This window comes from Microbacterium sp. KUDC0406, from assembly GCF_021582875.1.
Taxonomy (GTDB): Bacteria; Actinomycetota; Actinomycetes; order Actinomycetales; family Microbacteriaceae; genus Microbacterium.
This window is the reverse complement of sequence record NZ_CP091138.1, coordinates 975,363-999,156: the sequence shown is the minus strand read 5'-3', so window position 1 is coordinate 999,156 and position 23,794 is coordinate 975,363. Positions and strand designations below refer to the sequence as shown.

Annotated in this window: 20 protein-coding genes, 5 tRNA genes and 2 pseudogenes; 11 read left to right on the top strand and 16 right to left on the bottom strand. The window is 69.1% G+C overall.

Annotated elements, in window-relative coordinates; all coding sequences use genetic code 11:
* Positions 1-40: 40 nt before the first annotated feature.
* From L2X99_RS05095 to pdxS, 3 genes are read right to left on the bottom strand one after another with little or no spacing between them, the layout of a single operon-like run.
* Positions 41-919, bottom strand: a complete 879-nt coding sequence (locus L2X99_RS05095) for a DUF402 domain-containing protein (RefSeq protein ID WP_236124744.1) — start codon at positions 917-919, stop codon at positions 41-43.
* Positions 920-956: 37 nt separating this feature from the next.
* Entirely contained in the window at positions 957-1,550 is a 594-nt protein-coding gene (gene pdxT / locus L2X99_RS05090) for a pyridoxal 5'-phosphate synthase glutaminase subunit PdxT (protein ID WP_236124746.1), read from the bottom strand.
* On the bottom strand, positions 1,547-2,437 hold the full coding sequence (pdxS, locus tag L2X99_RS05085) for a pyridoxal 5'-phosphate synthase lyase subunit PdxS (protein WP_236124747.1): 891 nt from the start codon (positions 2,435-2,437) through the stop codon (positions 1,547-1,549). The genes pdxT and pdxS overlap by 4 nt, the downstream gene beginning before the upstream one ends.
* Before the next feature lie 67 nt (positions 2,438-2,504).
* On the opposite strand from pdxS, the gene L2X99_RS05080 reads away from it, so the two are divergent.
* Both L2X99_RS05080 and pdxY read left to right on the top strand, forming a co-directional pair.
* Complete coding sequence (locus tag L2X99_RS05080; RefSeq protein ID WP_236135710.1) at positions 2,505-3,812, top strand: aminotransferase class I/II-fold pyridoxal phosphate-dependent enzyme; 1,308 nt, start codon at positions 2,505-2,507, stop codon at positions 3,810-3,812.
* Between the two features lie 28 nt (positions 3,813-3,840).
* On the top strand, positions 3,841-4,692 hold the full coding sequence (pdxY, locus tag L2X99_RS05075) for a pyridoxal kinase PdxY (protein WP_236124749.1): 852 nt from the start codon (positions 3,841-3,843) through the stop codon (positions 4,690-4,692).
* 86 nt (positions 4,693-4,778) lie between these two features.
* Here pdxY and L2X99_RS05070 read toward each other — a convergent pair whose 3' ends face one another.
* The 7 genes from L2X99_RS05070 to L2X99_RS05040 form a co-directional block, all read right to left on the bottom strand.
* The gene (locus L2X99_RS05070; protein ID WP_236124751.1) at positions 4,779-5,366 is read right to left on the bottom strand and encodes an HIT family protein; all 588 of its coding nucleotides are present in this window, start codon (positions 5,364-5,366) and stop codon (positions 4,779-4,781) included.
* Positions 5,363-7,318 carry a threonine--tRNA ligase gene (gene thrS / locus L2X99_RS05065; protein WP_236135908.1) on the bottom strand — a complete coding sequence of 652 codons (1,956 nt, stop codon included), beginning with the start codon at positions 7,316-7,318 and terminating at the stop codon, positions 5,363-5,365. Before thrS ends, L2X99_RS05070 begins: the two co-directional genes overlap by 4 nt.
* Before the next feature lie 106 nt (positions 7,319-7,424).
* Positions 7,425-7,607 carry a hypothetical protein gene (locus L2X99_RS05060; RefSeq protein ID WP_236135709.1) on the bottom strand — a complete coding sequence of 61 codons (183 nt, stop codon included), beginning with the start codon at positions 7,605-7,607 and terminating at the stop codon, positions 7,425-7,427.
* Positions 7,608-8,006: 399 nt separating this feature from the next.
* Positions 8,007-8,423: a DUF6098 family protein gene (locus L2X99_RS05055; RefSeq protein ID WP_236124754.1), complete on the bottom strand. Its 417-nt coding sequence runs from the start codon at positions 8,421-8,423 to the stop codon at positions 8,007-8,009.
* A gap of 219 nt (positions 8,424-8,642) precedes the next feature.
* Positions 8,643-8,714 (bottom strand) — tRNA-Val (locus L2X99_RS05050).
* A 25-nt stretch (positions 8,715-8,739) separates the two neighbouring features.
* Positions 8,740-8,810 (bottom strand) — tRNA-Cys (locus L2X99_RS05045).
* A gap of 55 nt (positions 8,811-8,865) precedes the next feature.
* Positions 8,866-8,938: transfer RNA gene (locus tag L2X99_RS05040), tRNA-Gly, on the bottom strand.
* Positions 8,939-9,150: 212 nt separating this feature from the next.
* Between L2X99_RS05040 and L2X99_RS05035 the strand changes: the two genes are divergently transcribed.
* Positions 9,151-9,223, top strand: a tRNA-Val gene (locus L2X99_RS05035).
* A gap of 1 nt (position 9,224) precedes the next feature.
* Positions 9,225-9,300 (top strand) — tRNA-Gly (locus tag L2X99_RS05030).
* Between the two features lie 46 nt (positions 9,301-9,346).
* Here L2X99_RS05030 and L2X99_RS05025 read toward each other — a convergent pair.
* Positions 9,347-9,763 (bottom strand): type II toxin-antitoxin system PemK/MazF family toxin, encoded by a 417-nt coding sequence (locus L2X99_RS05025; RefSeq protein WP_442923512.1) that lies wholly within the window; start codon positions 9,761-9,763, stop codon positions 9,347-9,349.
* Between the two features lie 240 nt (positions 9,764-10,003).
* Here L2X99_RS05025 and L2X99_RS05020 point away from each other — a divergent pair, with 240 nt between their 5' ends.
* Entirely contained in the window at positions 10,004-10,726 is a 723-nt protein-coding gene (locus tag L2X99_RS05020) for a YceI family protein (protein WP_329608135.1), read from the top strand.
* Here L2X99_RS05020 and L2X99_RS05015 read toward each other — a convergent pair.
* Both L2X99_RS05015 and zapE read right to left on the bottom strand, forming a co-directional pair.
* The gene (locus tag L2X99_RS05015) at positions 10,693-11,943 is read right to left on the bottom strand and encodes an ammonium transporter (protein WP_236124758.1); all 1,251 of its coding nucleotides are present in this window, start codon (positions 11,941-11,943) and stop codon (positions 10,693-10,695) included. The genes L2X99_RS05020 and L2X99_RS05015 overlap by 34 nt on opposite strands.
* 117 nt (positions 11,944-12,060) lie before the next feature.
* Positions 12,061-13,101, bottom strand: coding sequence for a cell division protein ZapE (gene zapE, locus L2X99_RS05010; protein ID WP_236124760.1), 1,041 nt, complete (start codon positions 13,099-13,101; stop codon positions 12,061-12,063).
* A gap of 124 nt (positions 13,102-13,225) precedes the next feature.
* Between zapE and L2X99_RS05005 the strand changes: the two are divergent.
* Together L2X99_RS05005 and L2X99_RS05000 are read left to right on the top strand one after the other, a co-directional pair.
* Positions 13,226-14,121 (top strand): annotated as a pseudogene (locus L2X99_RS05005) (sulfurtransferase).
* Positions 14,122-14,140: 19 nt separating this feature from the next.
* The gene (locus L2X99_RS05000) at positions 14,141-14,572 is read left to right on the top strand and encodes a SufE family protein (RefSeq protein WP_236124762.1); all 432 of its coding nucleotides are present in this window, start codon (positions 14,141-14,143) and stop codon (positions 14,570-14,572) included.
* Positions 14,573-14,610: 38 nt separating this feature from the next.
* Here the strand turns inward: L2X99_RS05000 and L2X99_RS04995 are convergent, their stop codons facing one another.
* Positions 14,611-15,801, bottom strand: a complete 1,191-nt coding sequence (locus L2X99_RS04995) for an alpha/beta hydrolase family protein (protein ID WP_236135708.1) — start codon at positions 15,799-15,801, stop codon at positions 14,611-14,613.
* 25 nt (positions 15,802-15,826) lie between these two features.
* On the opposite strand from L2X99_RS04995, the gene L2X99_RS04990 reads away from it, so the two are divergent.
* The 4 genes and pseudogenes from L2X99_RS04990 to L2X99_RS04975 all read left to right on the top strand — a co-directional run bounded on the left by L2X99_RS04990 (position 15,827) and on the right by L2X99_RS04975 (position 21,038).
* Positions 15,827-16,408: a DUF3000 domain-containing protein gene (locus L2X99_RS04990; RefSeq protein ID WP_236135707.1), complete on the top strand. Its 582-nt coding sequence runs from the start codon at positions 15,827-15,829 to the stop codon at positions 16,406-16,408.
* Positions 16,401-17,593, top strand: a pseudogene (locus L2X99_RS04985) (ribonuclease D). Before L2X99_RS04990 ends, L2X99_RS04985 begins: the two are co-directional and overlap by 8 nt.
* A 73-nt stretch (positions 17,594-17,666) precedes the next feature.
* Positions 17,667-18,875 carry a thiolase family protein gene (locus L2X99_RS04980; RefSeq protein ID WP_236124766.1) on the top strand — a complete coding sequence of 403 codons (1,209 nt, stop codon included), beginning with the start codon at positions 17,667-17,669 and terminating at the stop codon, positions 18,873-18,875.
* Between the two features lie 12 nt (positions 18,876-18,887).
* Complete coding sequence (locus L2X99_RS04975) at positions 18,888-21,038, top strand: 3-hydroxyacyl-CoA dehydrogenase NAD-binding domain-containing protein (RefSeq protein ID WP_236135706.1); 2,151 nt, start codon at positions 18,888-18,890, stop codon at positions 21,036-21,038.
* A 220-nt stretch (positions 21,039-21,258) separates the two neighbouring features.
* On the opposite strand, the gene L2X99_RS04970 is transcribed toward L2X99_RS04975, so the two are convergent.
* Together L2X99_RS04970 and L2X99_RS04965 are read right to left on the bottom strand one after the other, a co-directional pair.
* Positions 21,259-22,893, bottom strand: a complete 1,635-nt coding sequence (locus tag L2X99_RS04970; protein WP_236124767.1) for a GMC oxidoreductase — start codon at positions 22,891-22,893, stop codon at positions 21,259-21,261.
* Complete coding sequence (locus tag L2X99_RS04965) at positions 22,886-23,794, bottom strand: diacylglycerol/lipid kinase family protein (RefSeq protein ID WP_236124769.1); 909 nt, start codon at positions 23,792-23,794, stop codon at positions 22,886-22,888. Before L2X99_RS04965 ends, L2X99_RS04970 begins: the two co-directional genes overlap by 8 nt.

Below are 23,794 nucleotides of genomic sequence, written 5' to 3'. Positions count from 1 at the left end.
AGGGCATCGTCCATTCTAACGAATCGCGAACGTTCCGCCGTCAGCCTTCGAGGCTGGTTCGGCCCGACCGTCGCCGGACGGCATCCATCGCGGCACCGGCCGGCAGCATCACGGGCACGTCGAGCTCCTCGCCCGGCGTCCAGGCATCCCACCCCTCGTCGAGCGGCCAGTCACCGGATGCCACGAACTCGCGCACCGCGTGATCGGCGAGTGCACGCACGGCCTCGGCCTGTTCCGCGGTGAACCGGCCCTGCTGCACGGCGGCCACCAGCTCGTCGGCATCCTTCACCCAGATGTCCTCGCTGCCAGGATGCCCGGCGTCGATCCAGAGGTCGAGGACGAGATCGCGGGAGAAGATGCCCGGAGTCTCGCCGGCGGTTCGCCGGTGCGGGAGTTCGAGGTTCACGTAGGCACCCTCCGGCGTCCCGTCGGTGGATCGGAAGAACCATACCGACCAGGGCTTGCCCGCCGGCGCCACGCGCACCACGCCGGGGCCGCGCCAGGACGACTCCTCGATCGCCCACGGCACGCTGAACCGCTCGTCGAGCGGCACGTCGCGCGGAGAGCGGCCGTCGGCAGGCACGGAGACCAGGCGTGCGGAGCCGGACGGGATCCACACGACCAGCCCGCGCGCATCGTCGCGGATCACCCGCGCCGTCTCGATGTAGCGCCCGTACCGCCAGAGGATCGGATCGCCGGAACCGAAGCGCGGAGCGTCCGGGGCGTCGGAGGGGACTGCGACGTCGAATGCCGGGTCGGCGTGGGCGACTGCCATGCTCCCGTCCTCGAGCACCTCGATGGCGCCCTCGAGGGACATCGGCCCCGAGGCGACATCGTTCCACGCCTCTCCCCTGCGCCCGGCCAGGACGGCGCTTCCGCCGCTCGCGCTGACGTCGGTCGATCCGAGGGGAAGTCGCATGGGTTCACGCTACCGCTGCGCCGGCTGACCCTCGATCTCAGCCGCGCGCTGCAACCCGGGCGAGGAAGCGCTGGTGGAAGCGCGGTTCGCCGGAGATCTCGGGGTGGAAGCTGATGCCGAGCAGGTCGCCCTGCTCGACCGCGACCACGCGACCGTCGGGCAGCGCCGCGAGCATCGCGGCATCCGGCCCGACCGACTCGACCACCGGACCGCGGATGAACGCGGCATGCACCGGTGCCTCGCCGAGCTCGGGAACGTCCAGCTGTGCTTCGAAGGACTCTGTCTGACGGCCGAAGGCGTTGCGCCGGGTGAGCACGTCCAGGCCTCCGAAGGTCTCCTGCCCCTCGATGCCGTCGACCAGCTCATTCGAGAGCATGATGAGCCCCGCGCAGGTGCCGAGCACCGGCATCCCGTCGGCGATGGCCGCGCGGATCGGCTCCTGCAGGCCGAAGGTGCGAGAGAGCTTGTCGATCACGGTCGACTCGCCGCCGGGGATCACGAGACCGCCGACGGACGCGACTTCCTCGGGCCGGCGCACCAGCACGACCTCGGCACCCAGCTCCGTGAGCAGAGCGGTGTGCTCGCGCACATCGCCCTGCAGCGCGAGCACACCGACGCGGTGCGTGGTCACCAGCCGCGCTCGGCGAGACGGTGCGGTGCGGGGAGGTCGGAGACGTTGATGCCGACCATGGCCTCGCCGAGACCACGGGACACCTCGGCGATGACCTTCGGGTCGTCGTAGAAGGTCGTCGCCTTGACGATCGCCTTCGCGCGCTCCGCCGGGTTGCCCGACTTGAAGATGCCGGAGCCGACGAACACGCCGTCCGCACCGAGCTGCATCATCATCGCGGCATCCGCCGGGGTGGCGACGCCTCCCGCGACGAACAGCACGACGGGCAGCGTCCCGGTCTCGGCGATCTCGGCGACCAGCTCATAGGGTGCCTGCAGGTCCTTCGCAGCGACGTACAGCTCGTCCTTCGACAGCGCGCCGAGGGCGGCGATCTCACCGCGGATCTTGCGGATGTGCTTCATCGCCTCGGAGACGTCGCCGGTGCCGGCCTCGCCCTTGGAGCGGATCATCGCCGCACCCTCGTTGATGCGGCGCAGCGCCTCACCGAGGTTGGTGGCGCCGCAGACGAACGGCACGGTGAAGTCGTACTTGTCGATGTGGTTGACGTAGTCCGCAGGCGAGAGCACCTCGGACTCGTCGATGTAGTCGACACCGAGCTCCTGCAGCACCTGCGCCTCGACGAAGTGACCGATGCGGGCCTTCGCCATCACCGGGATCGAGACGGCGTCGATGATGCTGTCGATCATGTCGGGGTCGCTCATGCGGGAGACGCCGCCCTGGGCACGGATGTCGGCGGGGACGCGCTCGAGGGCCATCACAGCGACAGCGCCGGCATCCTCGGCGATCTTCGCCTGCTCGGCGGTGACGACGTCCATGATGACGCCGCCCTTCAGCATCTCGGCGAGGCCGCGCTTGACGCGGGCCGATCCGGTGGTCTGCTCAGACATGGGGATCCTCTCGGGACAAAGACAACTATTGGCCTATGCCAAACGATAGCACCGTAGACTCGACCCGATGCACCAGATCACGGGTTCCACGGCGGCGGAGATCGCCGACAGCATCCGCGCGCTCCGCGAACGCGGCCTGCTCTCTCCCGGCGACGCCCTTCCCCCGGTGCGAGAGCTCGCCTCGGCACTGAGCGTGAACCGCAACACGGCTGTCGCCGCGTACCGTCAGCTCGCCCAGGCCGGTCTCGTGCTCTCCAGCGGCAGGGCCGGCACCGTCGTCGCCGGCGCCGGCAGTGTCGCGCAGGAAGGACATGCCGCAGACACCGTGCTGCGCGACATCGGCTCGGGCAACCCCGACCCGGGCTACATCCCCGATCCGACTCCCGCGCTGCATCGCATCGTCGGACGTCCCGTGCTCTACGGCGAACCGGTCATCGACCCTGCGCTGGACACCTGGGCCCGCACCTGGGTCGCCGCCGACCTGGGGCGCGACGACCTGCGTGTCACGATCACCAGCGGCGCGGTGGATGCGGTGGAACGACTGCTCGCGCAGGCGCTGATGCGCGACGACGCGGTCGCGCTCGAAGACCCCTGCTTCCTCGCCAGCATCCACACCGCCCGACTCGGTGGCTACCGCACGATCCCGGTGCCGGTCGACTCCGAGGGCATGACCGTCGACGGGCTGCGCGGCGCACTCGACGCCGGTGTTCGGGCGATCGTGTGCACGCCCCGCGCGCAGAACCCCACCGGCGCGTCGCTCTCCCCCGCGCGGGCCACGGCGCTGCGCGAGCTGCTCGCCGAGCATCCGTACGTGCTCATCATCGAGGACGACCACTTCTCCGCGCTGTCACGTCGTCCGTACGAGTCGCTGATCGGACCGGAGCACCGCCGCTACGCACTGGTGCGGTCGGTGTCGAAATTCCTCGGTCCGGACATGTGCCTGGCGGTCGCCGCCACCGACCCGACCACCGCGGAGCGGCTGGCGATGCGACTCAGCCCCGGCACGACCTGGGTCAGCCATCTGCTGCAGCGTCTCGCTCTCACCCAGCTGCAGGACGCGTCCGTGCAGACGCTGTTCGACGAGGCCGCGGAGCACTACGCCTCCCGCAACCGGGCCTTCGCCGAGGGGCTCGCGGTCCGCGGCATCCCCTGCGAACCGGGCGACGGTCTGAACCTGTGGGTCGAGCTTCCGGTGCCTGCGCGCATCGCTGCGGAGCACCTGATGCGACGCGGCTGGCTGGCGCGCACCGGCGACGAGTTCCGCCCCGACGAGGGGTTGCAGCCCTCGCACCACCTGCGGCTGACCGTGCACGACCTCGATGCGGACGAGACCACGGCGCTGCTCGACGACCTCGCGGCCGCCGTGCGCAGATGACGCCGCGGCAGGGTGAGAGGATGGCGGGATGAAGATGCTCTCGATCCAGTCCGCTGTCGCCTATGGTCACGTCGGCAACTCCGCCGCCGTCTTCCCCCTGCAGCGGATCGGCGTCGAGGTGCTCCCGGTCTACACGGTCAACTTCTCGAACCACACCGGCTACGGCGCCTGGCGCGGACCGTTGATCGACCCGGCCGACGTGCGCGAGGTCATCACCGGCATCGAGGAGCGCGGCGTGCTGCCGCAGATCGACGCGGTGCTGAGCGGCTACCAGGGCGGTGAGGGCATCGGCGACGTCATCATCGACGCCGTCGCGCGGGTGAAGGCCGCCAACCCCGGTGCCGTGTACGCGTGCGACCCGGTGATGGGCAACGCCAAGTCCGGATGCTTCGTGGCACCGGCCATCCCCGAGCTGCTCCGCGACCGGGTCGTGCCGGTCGCCGACATCATCACCCCGAACCAGTTCGAGCTCGGCTACCTGACCCGCACCGAACCGTCCACGCTCGAGGAGACGCTCGCGTCAGTCGACGCGGCCCGCGCGATGGGTCCCTCGGTCGTACTCGTGACCAGCGTGGAGCGCCCGGACCGCGAGGAGGGCACCATCGAGATGCTCGCCGTCGACGACAAGGGCGCCTGGCTGGTCGCCACGCCGCACCTGCCGATGAAGGCGAACGGCTCGGGCGACGTGACCGCGGCGCTGTTCACGGCACACTACGTCGCCACCCACGACGCCGAGGTCGCCCTCGAGCGCACCGTCTCGAGCGTCTTCGACCTGCTGAAGGCGACGCTGGAGTCGGGCGAACGCGAGCTGCAGCTGGTGGAGTCGCAGGAGTACTACGCGAATCCGCGGATGCAGTTCACCGCGCAGCGCGTGCGCTGACCTCCGGTCGTCGAGCGAGCGGAGCGAGACGAAACGCTCTCAGCCGATCCCCGACGCGTTTCGTCTCCGTCGCTGCGCTCCCTCGCTCAACGACCAGCCTGAGGCCACGCGTGCGCGACGGCCTCGCGGACCTCGCCGAGCAGCTGCGGCAGCGCCTTCGTCTTGGCGATGATCGGGAAGAAGTTCGCATCCGAGCGCCAGCGCGGCACGATGTGCTGGTGCAGGTGCGCGTCGACGCCGGCGCCGGCGACCGCGCCCTGATTCATGCCGAGGTTGAAACCGTCGCAGTTCGACACCTCGCGCAGCACCCGCATCGCGGTCTGCGTGAGCGAGCCGATCTCGGCGACCTCCTCGGGCGTGGCCTGGTCGTACGTCGCGATGTGCCGGTACGGGCAGACCAGCAGGTGGCCGGAGTTGTACGGGAACAGGTTCAGCAACACGTAGGCGCTCTGGCCGCGCGCGACGATCAGCCGCTCGGCATCGTCATGCTTCGGCGCCTCGCAGAACGGGCATTCCTCGCGCAGCGGCTCGGGCCCGGCCTGGATGTATGCCATCCGGTGCGGGGTCCAGAGCCGCTGGAACTCGTCGGCGACGCCCGCCAGGTGCGCGGCGTCCTCCGGCTGGGTCGCTGATCCCGAGCTCTGGGTCCCTGAGCCTGTCCAAGGGTCCGTCACGCCAGGTCTCCGGCTGCCATCACACGGATGTGGGCGGCGACCGCCGAGCGGATGCGAGCGACAGCATCCGCCACCGGCACGCCGTTCTCCTGCGTGCCGTCGCGGAAGCGGAACGAGACGGTGCCCGCCGAGCGGTCCTGCTCCCCCGCGATGAGGATCAGCGGCACCTTCGCCGTGGTGTGGTTGCGGATCTTCTTCTGCATCCGGTCGTCGGAATGATCGACCTCGGCACGCAGCCCCTCGGCCTTCAGCTGGCCGATGACGCCTTCGAGGTACTCGGCGTACTCCTCGGCGACAGGGACGCCGACCGCCTGCACGGGGGCGAGCCACAGCGGGAAGTCTCCCGCGTAGTGCTCCAGCAGGATGGCGAAGAAGCGCTCGACCGAACCGAGCAGGGCGCGGTGGACCATCACCGGACGGTGCTTCTGCCCGTCGGGTCCGGTGTACTCCAGCTCGAAGCGCTCCGGCTGGTTGAAGTCCAGCTGGATCGTCGACATCTGCCAGGTGCGGCCGATCGCGTCACGCGCCTGCACCGAGATCTTCGGGCCGTAGAAGGCCGCGCCACCCGGGTCGGCGACCAGCTCGAGTCCCGACTCGAGAGCGACCTCGCGGAGCGTCTCGATCGCCGTGGTCCACTGCTCGGGCTCGCCGAGGAACTTCGGATTGCCCTCCTCGTTCGTGGACAGCTCCAGATAGAAATCGTTCAGGCCGTAATCGCGCAGCAGCTCGAGCACCAGGTTCAGGTTGGTGGCGAGTTCCTCGCGCACCTGCTCCTGCGTGACGTAGATGTGCGCGTCGTCCTGGGTCAGGCCGCGCACGCGGGTCAGCCCCGACAGCGTGCCGCTCTTCTCGTATCGGTAGACGGTGCCGAACTCCGCCAGCCGCAGCGGAAGCTCGCGGTACGAACGACCCCGGGCGCGGAAGATCAGGTTGTGGAACGGGCAGTTCATGGGCTTCAGGTAGTAGTCCTGGCCCTGACGGGTGATGCTGCCCTCGTCGTCGACGATCTCGTCGAGGTGCATCGGCGGGAACATGCCGTCGGCGTAGGTCTGCAGGTGCCCGGACGTCTGGAACAGATCCTTCTTGGTGATGTGCGGGCTGTTCACGAGGTCGTAGCCGTTGCGCAGCAGGTGCTTGCGCAGGTTCTCCTCGATCTCGTACCGGATGATGCCGCCCTTGGGGTGGAACACCGCCAGACCCGAGCCGATCTCGTCGGGGAACGAGAACAGGTCCATCTCGACGCCGAGCTTGCGGTGGTCGCGGCGCTCGGCCTCGGCCAGGCGCTCCTGATAGGCGCGCAGCTCGTCCTTCGTCGGCCATGCGGTGCCGTAGATGCGCTGCAGCTGCGGGTTCTTCTCGCTGCCGCGCCAGTACGCCGCGGCGACCCGGGTGAGGTCCCAGCCGTTACCGACCATGCGGGTGCTGGGCACGTGCGGGCCGCGGCAGAGGTCTTTCCAGGCGACCTCGCCGTCCTTCGTGACGTTGTCGTAGATGGTGAGCTCGCCGGCACCGACCTCGACGGATGCGCCCTCTGCGACCTCGGTTGCTGAGCCTGTCGAAGCACCGGAGCCGGGGCCGCCGGCCAGATCGATGAGCTCGAGCTTGAAGGGCTCGTTCGCCAGCTCGGCGCGGGCCTCGTCCTCGGTGACGACACGGCGGGTGAAGCGCTGACCTTCACGGACGATGCGCTGCATCTCCTTCGAGATGGCCTTCAGGTCGTCGGGAGTGAACGGACTCTCCACCCCGAAGTCGTAGTAGAAGCCGTCGGTGATGAACGGCCCGATGCCCAGGTTCGCCTCCGGCCGGATGCGCTGCACCGCCTGCGCGAGCACGTGAGCGGTCGAGTGCCGCAGGATGTCGAGGCCGGCCGGGCTGTCGATGGTGACGGGCTCGACGACGTCGGTCTCGGTCAGCGTCGTGGCGAGGTCCTTCAGGACGCCGTTCACTCGCATCGCGATGACAGAACGGTCGGTGAACAGGGCGAAGCCGTCGCGCTTCTCGGCGTTCGGCTGGGCGTTCTCAGACACAGACAATCTCCATCCAGGGGTCACGTCAAGATTACTCGCCCCGCATCCGCGCGCCGGACCGCAGGCACATCGACAGCACTCCACCCACCACGCTGACCAGTGCCGCGACCAGAAACAGTGCGACGAAGCCGTCGACGCCCGTCGCACCGGCAATGATCCGTATCGCGATCGGAGCGCCGAAGGAGGAGCCGACCGTGCGCAGCACCCCGTTCACGCCGAGCAGCCCGCCCAGCTCGTGAGGTTCCGCCCCCTGCGCGAACCTGCGTCACCTCGAGTACTACCTGCGCGGCCTGCGCGCCTCGATCGCCGACCCTGTGGACGTCGGCGCGTCGATGAGCTGGGACGACTGGATGCGTCACAACTCGATGCGCTGAGCCGAGCGATCGATTCAGTCAGCGGATGCCCCGACCGCGGGCGCGAGGATGATGATCGCCGCCACGCTCCCCCGATCTCCGCGGCCGCGACGAGGACGAACAGGAGAACCGATCAGCGCTGCAGGAGTCGGGCGAGCTGTTGCGGGTCTCCCGCAGCCCTGCCCATCGTGAGAGCAAGGCCGAATGCGGCATCCTTGATCCGATCCGCCGAAGGGCTCCTCCCGAACCCTGCATGCAGTTCAGTCGGTCGGCCCGCGTCCGGCGTCGAATCGTTCCGCATAGACGCGCACCGCCTCGGCGATGACCTCCGGGGAGAGATCCGCTATGGGCTCGACATGGTCGAGCAGCGGCTCGCAGTCCGGGCCGCGTGCGACGAGTCGTCCGGCGAGGACCCAGGCGTGCCGGTCGTCGTCCTCCTCGGCGAGATGCCGGTACTGGCACAGCTGTCGCGCGAGCCACTCTCGCAGCGGACGCACCCACCAGAACTCGGGATCCAGTGGATTCACGGACAGTCCCGGCAGCGGAAGGCCGCTCTCATGATCGATCGACTCCTCGTCGCGATCGTGGTCCCAGCCGGCGGAGTATCGGATGCCGAGGCCGGGCGTCTCCCACACGAGGTCCTCGAGCTGGGCGAGCGAATCGATCACCGGCAGCACGGGTCACCTCCCCGCCCTCACCCCGTGTGACGGCACTGAGCAGCTTACGGAGCGGCCGGCGTTCGATGCAGGGGGTTGACCTCTCCCCCGATGTCATGGCATGCGCGGCGGTCCTCAGCACGGGTACCTGCCGGATGTGATGTGTATTCGATGTTGCACGCATGTTGCCCACGCATGTTTCAGGAACAAAAAACCCCGGCTGAGCCGGGGTTTTCTCTGTGCGCGATACTGGGATCGAACCAGTGACCTCTTCCGTGTCAGGGAAGCGCGCTACCGCTGCGCCAATCGCGCCCAATGGGCTGTTCAGTTGTTCGAGAGGTGGCGACGGGATTCGAACCCGTGTAAACGGCTTTGCAGGCCGGTGCCTAGCCGCTCGGCCACGCCACCGTGAGGTGGATTCGAACCCACATGCCGGTGCCCCTGGCTGGGGCTCCTGCACTCGAGCGGATGACGAGACTCGAACTCGCGACCCTCACCTTGGCAAGGTGATGCGCTACCAACTGCGCTACATCCGCAAACTGTTCATTTTTCATGTTACCCGGCGTGCCGGGCACTCGAGATACATTATCCCAGGATCAGACGTTCGCCAAACCGGATGACGCCGTCGGGCGTGTCCGGACGGCGCCCGCGCCGCACGCCACGCCCGGCTCGGAACGCGATGCCGGGACCGCCCTCCGCATCGGGTATGCTTTTCATTCGTGCCGCTGCGCACAAGACAACTTCACAGGGGCGATTGGCGCAGTTGGTAGCGCGCTTCCTTCACACGGAAGAGGTCGTCGGTTCGAGTCCGGCATCGCCCACGCGGATGTAGCGCAGTTGGTAGCGCATCACCTTGCCAAGGTGAGGGTCGCGAGTTCGAGTCTCGTCATCCGCTCCACGTCCGAAGCCCGGGATCGTTCCGATCCCGGGCTTCGTCGTTCTTCTCAGGCCTTCGCCCAGCCGTACCGGCGCATCAGCGCGGCGACCACGCGCCTGTACCGCTCCTTGTCGAGGATCGCCGCCTCGCGGCGCATGCCGGCATCGTGCACGCTGTAGAGCTGCTCGATGTCCACCCAGCTCTCCCGGCCCTGACCGTCCCAGCCTCCCGAGCCGATCGGCAGGTAGTCGCGATCGCCGTCGTGCGGCTTGCTGGTCATCCGCACCGCGTACACGCGCTCAGCGGAGTGGCGGCCGATCACCAGCACCGGACGATCCTTGCCGCGCCCGTCGTTCTCCTCGTACGGGACCCAGGTCCAGATCACCTCGCCGGCATCCGGTGCGCCGTCGCGCTGCGGGGCGTAGGAGACACGCAGATCACGGATGCGGTCCGGGTCGATGCGGATCGTCTCGCTGCCCGGCATCCGCCCGGCCTCTTCGCCCGAGACCCGGACGGCAGGATCTGCACGCCGCGTCCCGACGGCTGTCGTGCCGGAATCTCGGCGCAGGATCTTCTGCAGCGCATCGACGAGAGTGGACAGGATGCCGTTGGTCGAGCTCACCCGCCCACGATAGAGGAACCCCTGCTGAATCTCGCCCGGTCCCCCTTGCTATGCTCGGACCGATCTCTCGTCATCCCGAGCGAGAACGAATAGGAGACACGCGTGATCGATCTCGAGAAAGTCAACGGCGACTGGGAATTCGACCCGACGCACACACGCATCGGCTTCTCCGCGAAGCACGCCATGGTGACCACCGTGCGCGGCGCCTTCAACGAGATCAGCGGCCATCTGCACGTCGACACCGAGCACCCCGACGAGTCCTGGGCGAAGGTCGTCATGCAGACCGGGAGCGTCGACACCCGCGTGCAGCAGCGCGATGACCACCTGCGCAGCGCCGACTTCTTCGATGCGGAGAAGTGGCCCGAGATCACCTTCGTCAGCACGCACATCGAAGAGGTCGACGATCGTGCCTTCTCGGTGACCGGAGACCTGACCATCCGCGACGTCACCAAGCAGGTGATGATCCCGCTCGCACTGATCGGCCTCGAGACGGGCGCCTACGGCGAGCTGCGCGCCGGCTTCGAGGGCAGCCGCCGGCTGAACCGCCGCGACTTCGGCCTGGAGTGGAACACCCCCTCGACTCCGGCGGCGTGCTCGTCTCCGAGAAGATCACGCTCGAGTTCGAGATCTCCGCGGTCAAGGTCGAGACCTCTGAGGACGGCTCCGGCGCCGAGAACGACGACTCCGCCGAGGGTGAGGACTCTGCCGACGGCTCCGGCGAGTCCTGACCGTCCCGGACACGCGGAGAGGGGCGAGATCCGATCGGATCATCGCCCCCTCTGCTTCTCGGGTCAGTGCACGGCGACCGGCTCGTCGAGCGCGTAGCCCTCCTCGCCGTGCACGGCGAGGTCGACGCCGGCGATCTCCTCGTCGCTGGTGACACGGAACCCGATCGTCTTCTCGATCGCGAACCCGGTCACCAGAGCGACGACGAACGAGTAGATCATCACGCCGCCGGATGCGATCACCTGCACGGCGAGCAGTCGCACGTCGCCGCCGGTGAACAGGCCCTGGCCGGTGGCGAAGAACCCCAGGTAGACGGTGCCCAGCAGGCCGCCGACCAGGTGCAGGCCCACGACGTCGAGCGAGTCGTCGAAGCCGAGCCGGTACTTCAGCTCCACCGCCACCGCGCAGGCGATACCCGACAGAGCACCCAGCAGCAGCGCCCATCCGGGAGCGAGGTTCGCGCAGGCAGGCGTGATCGCCACGAGCCCGGCCACGGCGCCCGAGACCGCGCCGACCGAGGTCGGCTTGCCGTCCTTGATCTTCTCCACCAGGATCCAGCCCAGGATGCCGGCTGCCGCGGCGCCCATCGTGTTGATGGCGATCAGGCCGACCTTGCCCATGTCCTCGGCCAGCCACTCCGCGCCGGCGTTGAAGCCGAACCATCCGAACCACAGCAGGGCGGCGCCGAGCAGCGTGAGCGGCACGTTGTGCGGCTTCTGGATGCCCTTGTGGAAGCCGATCCGCTTGCCGAGCACGAGCGAGAGGGCGAGGGCGGCCGCACCGGCGTTGATGTGCACGGCGGTGCCGCCGGCGTAGTCGATGACCGCGATGCCGCTGTCCTCACCGAACAGCCAGGAGCCGAGGTTCATGATCCAGCCGCCGCCCCACACCCATGCCGCGATCGGGAAGTAGCCGATCGTTCCGAAGACGCCGACGAAGATCAGCCACGGACCGAATCGCGCCCGGTCGGCGATCGCCCCCGAGATCAGGGCCACGGTGATGATCGCGAAGGTCGCGCCGTACGCGACACTCAGCAGTCCGACGTTCGCGCCGGGCTCTGACGCCGACTCCGCGAGGCCGAAGTCGGCGAACGGGTTGCCGGCGAACTGCGTCGGACTCTCCACGGTGCTCATCGAGAAGCCGTACAGCGTCCACAGCACGGCGATCAGCCCGATCGCGCCGAAGCTCATCATCATCATGCTGATGACGCTCTTGGCCTTCACGAGACCGCCGTAGAAGAACGCCACACCCGGCGTCATCAGCAGCACCAGCGCCGTCGCCGTCACGGCCCAGGAGATGTTCCCCGGTGCATCCATGTCGAACCTCACTTTCGGGAGAAGAAGTTGAGGTTCAGTGTGGAACCGCCGCGTTTCGGCTGGTCGCTCGCTGTGTTGCGAGCGCGTTACGGGAGCGGCCGCTGCGTGAACGTCGTGTTACGCCGCGGAGTGCGTGAGCGCGTTCAGGCGCGAGATCGCCCGCAGGTACTTCTTGCGGTACCCGCCGGAGAGCATCTCCTCGGCGAACACCTCGTCGAGAGCGACACCGGTGGCGACGACGGGGATCTGTGCGTCGTACACACGGTCGACGAAGGCGACGAAGCGCAGCGCCTCGGACTGGTCGGTCAGCACGTGCACGTCACGAAGGCCGATCAGGCCCACTCCGTCGATCAGGCGGATGTACCGGGACGGGTGCACCTGGGCGAGATGCCGGATGACCGCGCCGAACTCGTCGTCGGATGCCGCACCGTCGGCCACACCCTGCTCGACGGCCCCGGTGTAGGCCGCATCGTCGAGCGCGATCGAGTGGCCGTCTATCGCACGCTGGCGGTAGTCGACGCCGTCGATACGCAGCGTCTCGAAGCTGTCGGACATCGCCTGGATCTCGCGCAGGAAGTCCTGCGCGGCGAAGCGCCCCTCGCCGAGCGCGTTCGGCGGCGTGTTCGACGTCGCCGCGAGCTTGGTCCCCGATGCCACGAGCTCGCCGAGCAGCCGGGTCATGACCATGGTGTCGCCCGGATCGTCGAGCTCGAACTCGTCGATGCAGAGCAGATCGGCCCCGCGCAGCAGTTCGACGGTGTTCTTGTACCCGAGGGCGCCGACGAGCGCGGTGTACTCGATGAACGACCCGAAGTACTTCCGGCGGGCCGGCATCGCGTGGTAGATCGCCGCGAGCAGGTGGGTCTTGCCGACGCCGAACCCGCCGTCGAGGTACACACCGGGCTTGGTCTCGGGCTCCTTCGGCGCACGGCGGAAGAATCCGCCCCGCTTCACCGGCTGTGCAGCTCCCCCGGCGAAGCGCATCAGCTTCTCCTTCGACTCCTCCTGCGAGGGATAGACGGGGTCGGCCCGATAACTCTCGAACGTCGCGCCGTCGAACTGCGGCGGGGGCACGAGGCTGGCCAGCATCTCGCTGCCGGAGACGACCGGGATCCGATCGGTGAGGTGGACGATTCCGGGGCTGGTCGCCTGGGTCATTCGCGTTTGGACGTCTTTCGTAATCCGCATGCGCACGGCCGCGGGGAGGCTTATCGTCAGAGGGACGGCTCCACACTACGCCGTCTCCCCGAACCACCCGTTCGCCCGAATCCAGGAGACACCCGTGCCCATCGACTTCGACACCACTTCCGCCAAGTTCGCCGAGTACGCCGAGCCCGGCCGGCTGGTCACCACGGAGTGGCTCGCGGCGCACCTCGGCGACCCCGGGCTCGTGGTCGTCGAGTCCGACGAGGACGTGCTGCTGTACGAGACCGGGCACATCCCCGGCGCGGTGAAGGTCGACTGGCACACCGAGCTGAACGATCCGGTCGTGCGCGACTACGTCGACGGCGCCGGCTTCGCGGAGCTGCTCAGCCGCAAGGGCATCTCCCGTGACGACACCGTCGTGATCTACGGCGACAAGAACAACTGGTGGGCGGCCTACGCACTCTGGGTGTTCTCCCTGTTCGGGCACGAGGACGTCCGTCTGCTGGACGGCGGTCGCGATCGCTGGATCTCCGAGGGGGCGCGATCACCACCGCTCCCGCGGATCGGCCGCGCACCGAGTACCCGGTCGTGCAGCGCGACGACTCCGTGCTGCGCGCGTACAAGGAGGATGTCCTCTCCTTCATCGGGCAGGGTCCGCTGATCGACGTCCGCTCCCCCGAGGAGTACAGCGGTGAGCGCACCTCCGCTCCCGCCTACCCCGAGGAGGGCGCGCTGCGCGCCGGTCACATCCCCACCGCGCAGAGCGTGCCGTGGGGAAAGGCGGTCGCCGAGGACGGCGGTTTCAAGACACGCGCCGAGCTCGAGGAGATCTATCGCGACGGCGCAGGGCTGAAGGACGGCGATGAGATCGTCGCCTACTGCCGTATCGGCGAGCGGTCCAGCCACACCTGGTTCGTGCTGCAGCACCTGCTCGGCTTCGAGAACGTGCGCAACTACGACGGATCCTGGACCGAGTGGGGCAGCGCCGTGCGCGTTCCGATCGCCACCGGCTCGGAGCCCGGCACGCTCTGAGCGTGCGAGGATGTCAGGGATGAGCACCGAGCACGTCCCCGACACCCTCGCCGAGTTCCGCGACGACTTCCTCGAGCTTCCCGAGAGCGACCGGCTCTCGCTGCTGCTGGAGTTCGCGAACGAACTGCCGGCGGTGCCCGCCGAACTGGCCGACCACCCCGAGATGTACGAGCGCGTCGCGGAGTGCCAGTCCCCTGTCTTCATCCATCTCGAGGTGCAGGACGACGTCGTGCGGATGCACGCCACCGCACCGCCCGAGGCCCCGACCACCCGTGGGTTCGCGAGCATCCTGGTGCAGGGCATCGACGGCCTCACCGCCGATGAGGTCCTGGCGATCCCGAACGACTACCCGCAGAGCCTCGGGCTGACCAAGCTGGTCTCGCCGCTGCGGATCGGCGGAATGACGGGCATGCTGATGCGCGCCAAGAACCAGGTCGCGCAGAAGCGCTGAGCCCTTCGACGGGCTCAGGGACCGATCGGGCGACGGGCTCAGGGACCGATCAGGGTCGAGGTCCAGTCGGTGATCGCTCTCGTCCAGGAGATCTGGTCGTAGTTCCACAGCTTGGTGTGTCGCGCGACGCTGAACTCCGGCATGGTCACGAGATCGGGTCGTGCCGCGGCGAGGGCATGCGAGGCATCCGAGGGCACGAAGCCGTCGTCGTCGCTGTGCAGGATGAGGATCGGCACTGAAAGCTCGGAGGCGCGCGCGACCATGTCCAGGCTGTCGAAGGAGATCGCCTGCTCCGCGCCACCGAGGCGTGCGGACCACGGAGCCGACAGCGCCTCCATCGCGAGCGCGGGGAGCGGCTCGCGGAGTCCGGCCTCACGGGCCTGGAACCGCAGCACGGTGCGCCAGTCGACCACCGGCGAATCGAGCACGAGACCCGCGATGGACTCGCGGTGCTCGGAGTTGACCGATGCCTGCAGCGCGATCGCTCCTCCCATGGACCATCCCATCAGCACGACGCGCTCGGCACCGTGGCGGAGTGCGTGCCCGATCGCGGCATCGAGGTCGCGCCATTCCGACGCGCCGAGCGCGTACGACCCGCCCCTGCTGCGCGGCGCCTCACCGTCGTTGCGGTACGACACGACGAGCGTCGGCATGCCGAGCGAGTGGAACACCGGGACGCCCCGCAGGCACTCGGCGCGCGTCGTGCCGCGGCCGTGCACCTGGATGACCCACGTTCTCGACGCGGGGGTTCCGGATGCCGCTGTGCCGGATGCCCCGGCGTCCGGAGGCGCGGGGAACAGCCACGCCGGGCAGGGGCCTGCCGGAGAGCCGATGAGCACGGTCTCGTAGGGCAGGTGCAGTTCGGAGGGCGACGCGTAGTACCAGCCGCTGAATGCTGCAGCGCGATCGACCTCGGCGCCGACGTCGATCTGCGTGAGCAGCTTGCGGCGCACCTTGCGCTTGTCGGCGCTGAGCACGGCGCCGAGCTTCACATACCCGTAGGTTCCCGTCGTGAACAGGCCGTAGCGTCCGGGCAGTTCGGTGTCGGGAGTGCGGGTCAGCTCGATCGTCTGGGCGCCCGTGTCCACCGCGAGGATCTCGGTGTCGTTGCTGCGGACCGCCGGCGTGACCACGCGGCGCGCCGTGGCGAACACGGCGACGGCGGCGCCTGCCGCCAGGGCGAGCAGTGCGGGTACGACCACCGCTACGGCGTGCCTGAGACTCTTCATCGCCTCCTGACTCTAGCCTGTTGCCGTGACCGCCCACCCGGATTCCGCTGCGCTGTTCGACGCCGCAGCGACGCAGCTGCGCGAGATCGCGTTCCGCTCGGACATCGTCGTCCGGGAGATCCCCTCCCCGGCCGGCCTCGCCCCGTTCTCGCTGGCCCTCGCCGCCGATGTCCGGCCCGACGACCACGGTGACTCGATCTACGGCACCGGACGACTGGTCCTGCTGCACGACCCGGAGGAGCCGTCGGCCTGGAACGGGCCGTGGCGCATCGTCGCCTTCGCACAGGCGCCGCTCGAACCGGAGATCGGCACCGACCCGCTGCTCGCGGACGTCACCTGGTCATGGCTGGTCGACGCGCTGGAGTCGCGCGACGCCGTCTATCACTCCGCCTCGGGCACGTCCACGAAGACGCTCTCGAAGGGGTTCGGCGGCCTCGCAGGACAAGGCGACGGCGCGCAGATCGAGCTGCGCGCGTCCTGGACGCCCGAGGGCCCGATCCGCCCCCACGCCGAGGCGTGGGCCGAGCTCGTCGGGATGCTCGCCGGTCTGCCGCCCGGCTCCGAGAACGTCGCCGTGTTCGGCGCGAGAAAGGACGGCCGTGGCTGACTACGAGGTGATCGCCGACCGCAAGTCCTTCGAACGGGCGACGGAGCGGCTCGCCGCGGCCGACGGCCCGGTGGCCGTCGATGTCGAACGGGCATCCGGATTCCGCTACTCCCAGCGCGCGTACCTGGTGCAGGTCTTCCGCAGGGAAGCGGGCGTGTTCCTCTTCGACCCACCCGCCATCGGCGACTTCACGCCGCTGCAGGAGGCGATCGGCGACGTCGAGTGGGTGTTCCACGCGGCGAGCCAGGATCTGCCGTCCCTGCGCGAGCTGCGTCTCGAGCCGGCCTCCGTCTTCGACACCGAGCTGGCCTCGCGGCTGCTGGGCCACGAGCGGGTCGGCCTCGCCGCCGTGGTCGAGGAGACGCTGGGCATCACGTTGAAGAAGGAGCACTCGGCGGCCGACTGGTCCACGCGGCCGCTGCCCGAGTCCTGGCTGGAGTACGCCGCCCTCGACGTGCTGCACCTGATCGACGTCGAGGATGCGCTCGCGGCCGAACTCGCCGAGACAGGCAAGACGGAGATCGCCGTTGAGGAGTTCGCCGCGACCCTCAGCCGTGCGCCGAAGCCGCCCCGCGAGGACCCGTGGCGCCGGCTCAGCGGCCTGCACAAGGTGCGCGGCGCCCGCAATCTCGCGATCGCCCGCGAGCTGTGGACCGCACGCGAGGACTACGCGAAGGAGATGGACGTCTCCCCGGGCGACTCGTCCCGGATCGCGCGCTGCTCGCCGCGATCCTCGGCGGCCCGTCCAGCAAGCAGGCCCTGGCCGGAATCAAGGAGTTCAACGGCCGCGCCAGCAGGACGCAGCTGGACCGCTGGTGGAACGCGATCGAGCGTGGTCGCACGACGACCGACCTGCCCCGCGAGCGCGTGCCCGGTGACGCCCTGCCCCCGCCGCGGGCGTGGGCGGATCGCAACCCCGAGGCGGATGCCCGGCTCAAGGCCGCGCGCCCGGTGGTGGAGGCCACCGCCGAGGAGCTGCACATGCCCACCGAGAATCTGCTCACGCCGGACTACCTGCGCCGCGTCGCGTGGAATCCTCCCGCACTGACGGCGGAAGCCGTCGGCGATGCCCTGGGCGCCCTCGGTGCCCGACACTGGCAGATTGAGCAGACCGCACAGAAGATCGCCGATGCCTTTGTAGAAGCCGAGCAATCGCCTCCAGAGCCCTCGGGCGCGGAATCGTAGGTTCGAACCAACCGATTCCCGGCACCCGCCTCGCCTTCCTAGGCTGGAACCATCCCACAACAATGGAGGCAGAGTGGCCGAGATCTCGGACGTCTTCTTCGTCGACGGAGTGCGCACCCCCTTCGGGCGCGCCGGCGAAAAGGGCATGTACTGGAACACCCGCGCTGATGACCTCGCCGTGAAGGCGACCATCGGCCTGATGGAGCGCAATGCGGCCGTCCCGGCCGACCGGATCGACGACGTCGCCATCGCCGCGACGAGTCAGACCGGAGATCAGGGCCTCACGCTCGGTCGTTCGGTCGCGATCCTCGCGGGCCTCCCCCAGACCGTCCCCGGTCTCGCGGTCGAGCGCATGTGCGCCGGCGCGATGACCAGCGTGACGACGATGGCCGCGTCGATCGGTGTCGGCATGTACGACTTCGCCCTCGCAGGCGGTGTCGAGCACATGGGCCATCACCCGATCGGCGGCAACGCCGACCCGAACCCGCGTTTCGTCGCGGAGAAGATGGTCGACCCCGGCGCCCTCAACATGGGCGTCACGGCTGAGCGCATCTTCGACCGCTTCCCGCATCTGACCAAGGAGCGCTCGGACCGGTTCGGCATGCTCAGCCAGCACAAGGTGCAGGCTGCGTACGACGCCGGCAAGATCCAGCCCGACCTCGTGTCGGTGGCCATCAAGGGCGCCGACGGCGCCTGGGGTCTGGCCACCGAGGACGAGGGACGCCGTCCGCAGACCACGATGGAGGACCTCGCGGCGCTGAAGACCCCGTTCCGTCCGCACGGGCGCGTGACGGCGGGGACCTCCTCACCGCTCACCGACGGCGCCACGATGTCGCTGCTCGCCGGCGGCGGCGCGGTCAAGGAGTTCGGCCTCACCCCGAAGATGCGGATGGTCTCGTTCGCGTTCGCCGGCGTGCAGCCGGAGATCATGGGCATCGGTCCGATCCCCTCGACGGAGAAGGCGCTGAAGAAGGCCGGTCTCGACATCTCCGACATCGGCCTGTTCGAACTGAACGAGGCCTTCGCCATTCAGGTGATCTCGCTGCTCGACCACTTCGGCATCGCCGACGACGACCCGCGTGTCAACCAGTGGGGCGGCGCCATTGCAGTCGGTCACCCGCTCGCGGCATCCGGTGTGCGCCTGATGATCCAGCTCGCGGCCCAGTTCGCTGAGCGTCCCGACGTGCAGTACGGCCTCACGGCCATGTGCGTCGGTCTCGGTCAGGGCGGCTCGGTCATCTGGGAGAACCCGTTCTTCGACGGCAAGAAGAAGCGCAAGTAAGGGCACGCACGCATGACGAACTACGACGACATCGACTTCTCGCCGATCACGGCCCTCACCGAGGGCGAGGTCATCACGCACTCCCCCGTGCGCGACGTGCGCCTCGCCTCCGGCAGGGTCCTCGCGCTGATCACACTCGACAACGGCCGTGACCACACCCGCCCGAACACTCTCGGTCCCGCGACCCTGACCGAGCTCGGTGAGACGCTCGCCGGGCTCAGGGCACGCGCCGCTGCGGGCGAGATCCAGGCTGTCGGCATCACCGGCAAGCAGTACATCCTGGCGGCCGGCGCCGATCTGTCGGACATCAGCAAGGTGGGTTCGAAGGACAACGCGCGCCTCATCGCACAGCTGGGCCACAAGGTGCTCGGTTCGTTGAGCGAGCTGGGCGTGCCCAGCTTCGCATTCGTGAACGGTCTCGCGCTGGGCGGCGGCATGGAGATCGCACTGAACTCCACGTACCGTACGGTGGACGCCTCGGCGGCCGCGCTCGCGCTGCCCGAGGTCTTCCTGGGCATCATCCCCGGCTGGGGCGGCGCCTACCTGCTGCCGAATCTGATCGGCATCGAGAACGCCCTCGAGGTGGTGATCTCGAACCCGCTGAAGCAGAACCGCATGCTCAAGCCGCAGCAGGCCTTCGAGCTCGGGATCTTCGACGCGATCTACCCCGCCTCGAACTTCCTCGAGAACTCGCTCGCGTGGGCCGACAAGGTCCTCGGCGGCCAGAAGGTCGAGCGCAAGAACGAGCCGGGCAAGATCGAGCGCACGGTCAAATGGCCGATCGCCATCAAGATGGCGCGCGGAATGCTCGAGTCGAAGATCGGCACGATGCCGAAGTCACCGTACGCCGCGCTCGAGCTGCTCGACAAGGCGCGCAGCGGCACCAGGGCCGAGGGCTTCGCCCGTGAGGACGAGGCGCTCGCCGAGCTCGTCACCGGCGACCAGTTCGCCGCGTCGATGTACGCCTTCGACCTGGTGCAGAAGCGGGCCAAGCGCCCGGTCGGCGCCCCCGACAAGGCGCTGGCGAAGAAGGTCACGAAGGTCGGCATCATCGGTGCGGGTCTGATGGCGAGCCAGTTCGCGCTGCTGTTCGTGCGCAGGCTGCAGGTGCCCGTGCTGGTCACCGACCTCGACCAGGCACGCGTCGACAAGGGCGTGGCCTACATCCACGAGGAGATCGGCAAGCTCGAGGCGAAGGGCCGTCTGGACGGCGACACCGCCAACAAGCTCCGCTCTCTCGTCACCGGCACGACCGACAAGAGCCTGTACGCCGACTGCGACTTCGTGATCGAGGCCGTGTTCGAAGAGGTCGGGGTCAAGCAGCAGGTGTTCGGCGAGATCGAGAAGATCATCGCCGAGGACGCGATCCTCGCGACGAACACCTCCTCGCTGTCGGTCGAGGAGATCGGCTCGAAGCTCGCCCATCCCGAGCGCCTGGTCGGCTTCCACTTCTTCAACCCCGTCGCGGTCATGCCGCTGATCGAGATCGTGAAGACCTCGGCCACCACCGAGGCCGCGCTGTCGACCGCCTTCGTCGTGGCCAAGGGCCTCGGCAAGAACGCCGTGCTCACCGCGGACGCCCCCGGCTTCGTCGTGAACCGCCTGCTGGCCAAGGTCATGGGCGAGGCCGCGCGTGCCGTCTACGAGGGCACTCCGGTGGCCGACGTGGAGAAGGCGTTCGGTCCGCTCGGCCTGCCGATGGGCCCGTTCCAGCTGATCGACCTGGTCGGCTGGAAGGTCGCCGCGCACGTGCAGGACACCATGGTGGCGCACTTCCCCGAGCGGTTCTACGCGAACGAGAACTTCCACGCTCTGGCCGATCTCGACCAGGTGGTCGAGAAGGACAAGGGCGGCCGCGTGACCGGATTCACAAAGGCTGCGGACAAACTCGTCAAGCAGGCCGCTGGCAGCGCGCCGACGTCCGCCGACGAGATCCTGCGCCGAGTGCAGGACGGTCTCGCACAGGAGATCCGTCTCATGCTGGACGAGGGCGTCGTGCCCGAGGTCGAGGACATCGACCTGTGCCTGATCCTCGGTGCCGGCTGGCCGTTCATCGACGGTGGCGCGTCGCCGTACCTGGACCGTGAGGGAGCTTCGGAGCGCGTCTTCGGCGGCACGTTCCACACCCCGGTGATCCGCGGCATCGACACCGCTGGTCGTTGAGCGAGCGCTAGCGAGACGAAACGCCCTCAGGTCGATCCTGGGGGCGTTTCGTCTCGTCGCTGCTGCGTTTCGTCTCGTCGCTGCTGCGTTTCGTCTCGTCGCTGCTGCGTTTCGTCTCGTCGCTGCTGCGTTTCGTCTCGTCGCTGCGCTCCTCGCTCAACGACCGCCTCGCTCAACGACCGCCTCGCTCAACGACCGCCTCGCTCAACGACCGCCTCGCTCAACGACCGGGGCGCTGCGCGGGCCTGGTATCCGCTTCCCCGGCCGCCGGCCAGTACGACAGCGCCCGTTCCGCCAGGGCGGTGATCGTCAGCGACGGGTTCACACCAGGGTTCGCCGGTACGGCCGAGCCATCGACCACGTGCAGGTCCGGATGCCCCCACACGCGGTGGTAGGCGTCGATGACGCCCTCCGCGGGGCCCTTCGAGATGACGGCTCCGCCCAGGAAGTGCGCGGTCAGCGGGATGCCGAAGACCTCCGGCCAGGAGCCGCGCGCTTCGGCCGGTACGCCCCCGTCCCGCTCGATCCGTGCGGCGATCGCCTCGGCGGCGCGATGCGCCTGCGGGAGGTGACTCGGGTTGGGCTCGCCGTGGCCCTGGGCGCTGGTCATCACCAGGCGTCCGAACCGTCGGCGCAGCGACAGCGTCAGCGAGTTGTCGGCGGTCTGCATGACCAGCGCGATGATGCCGCGATCGCTCCAGCGGCGCAGAGACCCCAGGCGCAGCTGCCTGACCGGATGCCGCAGTGCCCGGCCGAGCAGATGGCCGAGGCGGCGGTGCAGCGGCATGTCGCCGGGAACGAGGACCGTCGCCAGGGCGCCCATGAGGTTCGACCCGGGGCCGTACCTCACGTTCTCCACGTGAGTGCGGTCGTCGACGTGGAACGAGGTGGTGATCGCCACACCGCGGGTGAACTCGAGCGACTCCGGCACCCGCGTGGCGATCGCGCCGTCGAGCGCCTCGGAGTTCGTGCGGGTGAGCCGGCCGAGTGCATCCGACAGGTGCGGGAGAGCGCCGGAGTGCTTCATCCGGTGCAGCAGCTGCTGCGTGCCCCACGTGCCTCCAGCGAGCACGACCTGCTTCGCGGTGACCGTGCGCCTCTCGTGCCGCAGCCAGGCGCCGCTGCGCTGGGTGGTGACGGCGAATCCCCCGCCGCGCAGGGCACGCACCTCGGTGACCGTGCGGAGCGGCTCGATGGCCACACCGCGCCGCTCGGCGAGGGCGAGGTAGTTCTTCATCAGGGTGTTCTTCGCACCCACGCGACAGCCCACCATGCAGTTGCCGCACAGCGTGCATCCGGTGCGGTCCGGCCCCTCTCCGCCGAAGTACGGGTCGGGCACGCGCACGCCCGGCGTGCCGAGGAAGACGCCGACCGGCGCGCGGCGGAACGTCTCCGAGACGCCGAGGTCCTCTGCGGCTCCCGCCATGATCCGCTCGACCGGGCCCGTGTGCGGGTAGTGCTCGACGACCCCGAGCATCCGCTTGGCCGTCGCATAGTGCGGGGTGAGCTCCGCCGCCCAGTCGGCGATGCCGTTCCACTGCCGGTCCGTGAAGAACGGCGCTCCTGGCTGATACAGCGTGTTCGCGTAGTTCAGCGACCCGCCGCCGACACCGGCGCCGGCCAGGATCATCACATCAGGCAGCCGGTGGATGCGCTGCACGCCGCGGCATCCGATCGCGGGCGCCCACAGATAGCGACGCACATCCCAGGACGTCTTGGCGAAGTCGTCGTCCTCGAAACGACGTCCGGCCTCGTAGACCCGTACGCGGTAGCCCTTCTCGGCCAGCCGGAGTGCGGCGACCGATCCGCCGAAACCCGATCCGATGACGACGACGTCCTCGTCGAAGTCAGCCATGCTTCTCCTCTCCAGGAACCATCACGGTCAATGCCGCCGGCTGCACGGTGATCGTGCACTCCTCCTCGCCGATCCTCTCGCCGTCCGCATAGACGACGAGGCCCGGTGCCCGCACGGTCACCGAGCTCGCGTACCGGTGCGACACCTCGGGCCGGTCCAGGTGCCTTCCGCGCAGCAGCAGCGGGAACAGCATCGCCAGCCGGAACCGCCCGAGCGGGGCGACGTGCACGACGTCCAGCAGCGCGTCGTCCGGCGCGGCGCCGGCGGCCACCGGCATCCCGCCGCCGTAGCTCGCGGTGTTCGCCACCGCGATCAGGGTGCCCGGTCGCTGCGCGGAGTCCTCGCCGTCCGCCGACAGGGTGAAGTCCATCGCCCGCAGCCTGGCCAGCTCGATGACGAGGGCCAGGTAGTAGCGCAGCCTGCCGCGCGGCCAGCGCAGCCGGTTGGTGCGGTCGCTGACCTTGGCGTCGAAACCGAGCGCGGCGACCGTCAGGAACGGAGCTGTGCCGGCGGGCGTCCTGATCTCGCCGACGTCGATCGCCCGCGGCACCCCGGTGAGCGCGAGTTCTGCTGCGGCAACGGGGTCGTGCCGAGGAAGTCCGAGCGCTCGGGCGAGGTCGTTCCCGGTCCCGGCCGGTACCAGAGCGATCGGCACGGAGGATCCGCGCACTGCGTCGAGGATGCCGGAGAGCGTGCCGTCCCCTCCGACGACGACGAGCACACGCGGCCGCTCATGCACGGCCTGCGCCGCCAGTGCCACGGTGTCGGCGGCGGAGCGGCCGGCATAGGTCCGCACCTCCGCGCCGCGGGCACGCAGGTGCACGAGCGCCGCATCCGCCGCCCGGCGTCCTCGGCCCTTGCCCGCGTACGGGTTCGCCAGGAGCGCGATGTGGCCGCCCAC